The 1,983-nt window shown below is 59.6% G+C and carries 1 protein-coding gene; it reads right to left on the reverse strand.

Annotated elements, in window-relative coordinates:
- Nucleotides 1–71: 71 nt before the first annotated feature.
- Entirely contained in the window at nucleotides 72–1,910 is a 1,839-nt protein-coding gene (locus tag ACW9JC_RS30105; protein ID WP_457459605.1) for a sigma-54-dependent Fis family transcriptional regulator, read from the reverse strand.
- Between the last annotated feature and the right edge of the window lie 73 nt (nucleotides 1,911–1,983).

Genomic DNA, 1,983 nt, shown 5'->3' on the forward strand with positions numbered 1-1,983 from the left:
ATGGATTTTGTGTGCGACACGGACACTGTGGGAGCTGGCTTGCCAGCGATGGGGCCCGTCCGGGCAACCGATCATTCCGTCTGGCGAAGTCGTTTGTAGAGGGTATTGCGACTAACCCCCAACCGCCGCGCCAGATACGAAATATTCCCCCCAGCCGCCTGCAACTGCCGGTTCAAATCCTCGACATCATTCAGATCCACGGCCAACGGTTCTGGCGTTTCCACCGGCTCCATCTCCAGATCGACAAAGAAATCATCCGGTAAATGCTCCGGCCGCACCGGTTGCTCTTCGGCCATGGCCAGCGCCACCTGCATCACGCTGCTGACCTGGCGCAAATTCCCCGGCCACGGGTGACGGCTGAACAGCTCCAACACCTCGCGGCTCAAACCCGCCCATTGGCTCGGTTCGCGATGCTGTTCCCACAAACGCTTGAACAGTGCTTCTTTATCGCTGCGTTCTCTTAGCGGCGGCAGTTCCAGGGTCAGGCCGCCAATGCGGTAGTACAAATCTTCGCGGAAGCGCCCCAACTGCACCTGCTCGCGCAAAGAACGGTTGGTCGCCGAAATGATGCGGATGTCCACCGGGAACAGCTCACTGCTGCCCACCGGTTGCACGCAACGCTCCTGCAACACCCGCAGCAATCGCGCCTGGGTCGGCAGCGGCATATCGCCGATTTCATCGAGGAACAGTGTGCCTTTGTCAGCCTTGCGGATCAGGCCGATGCTGCCTTTCTGATTCGCGCCGGTGAACGCGCCTTTCTCGTAGCCGAACAGCTCAGACTCCACCAGTTCAGCGGGGATCGCTGCACAGTTCACCGCAATGAATGCCTGTTTGCTGCGCGAGCTGGCCTGATGCAAGGCTTTGACGAAGACTTCCTTGCCGACGCCGGTCTCGCCATGGATCAGCAAAGGAATGTCTTTTTCCAGCAAGCGCTCGGCCTGGCGCACGGCTTTTTCCACGCGGCTGTCGCCAAAATGCAGGGTGTTGAGGCTGATCGCCGCCGGTGCCGGGTTTGCCACAGCAGGTTCGGTGAAGATTCTGGGTTGAATCGGAACCTGCTTTGGTCTTTTCAACAGGCACTGGAAGCGATTGCGCCCGGAAGCCTGAAGCGAGAAGGGCAGCCCTTCAGGTTGATTGAGTAGTTCCAGCAGCGAAACCTTGAACAGACTTTCGACACTGACTCGCGACAGGCGAATGCCCAATAGATTGTCGGCGCGGCGATTGGCGGACAGCACCTGACCGCTCTCATCAAAAATCAGCAACCCGGCCCACTGGCTGTCGAGATTGTTCAGGCCGGTGTTGAACGTCAGTTGGAAATGCTGGCCATGGAACAGGTTGAGGATCAGCCGGTTCTCCACGGTCTGGCTCATCATCTTGACCATGCCCAGGGTGTGGGACGGTGGCAGGTAGCTGTCGCTGGACACATCGAGCACCGCGATGACCTTGCGCTCGGCATCGAAAATCGGTGCGGCGGAACCGGTCATGAAACGGTTGGCCTTGAGAAAGTGTTCATCGTGCTCGATGTGCACCGCCTGCTCACAGGCCAGTGCGGTGCCGATGGCGTTGGTGCCGCTGCAACGCTCCATCCAGCTGGCGCCGGCGCTGAAACCACGGGTCAGGCTCGGCTCGATGAAACGCTGGGTGCCCCAGGACGTCAGCACCTGGCCCTGATTGTCGGCGAGCATGATCAGGCAATTGGAGTTGCTGAGGATGTTCTCGTAGTACGGCAGCACTTCCTGGTGGGTGGTTTGCACCAGCGAATGCTGGCTTTCCAGCAACTGCTTGATGCCGTCCGCCGGCAGTTGATCGAATGCCGGAGCGCTCTGGTGATCAAGACCGAACGCGCGGCAACGGGACCAGGAGTCCTGGATGATGGTGTCGTGGGACAGCGGCGAGGCGGGTGCGGCCATGGCAGTCAGTCTCTGAACAAGCTTTTATTGTTTTTATGGGATAGCGCCGATCCCTGTAGGAGCTGCCGCAGGC

This window comes from Pseudomonas sp. SDO5591_S426, from assembly GCF_054070755.1.

Coding starts and splice junctions, on each gene's coding strand:
- ACW9JC_RS30105 (WP_457459605.1), bottom strand. CDS start 1,910: ATGGCCGCACCCGCCTCGCCGCTGTCCCACGACACCATCATCCAGGAC.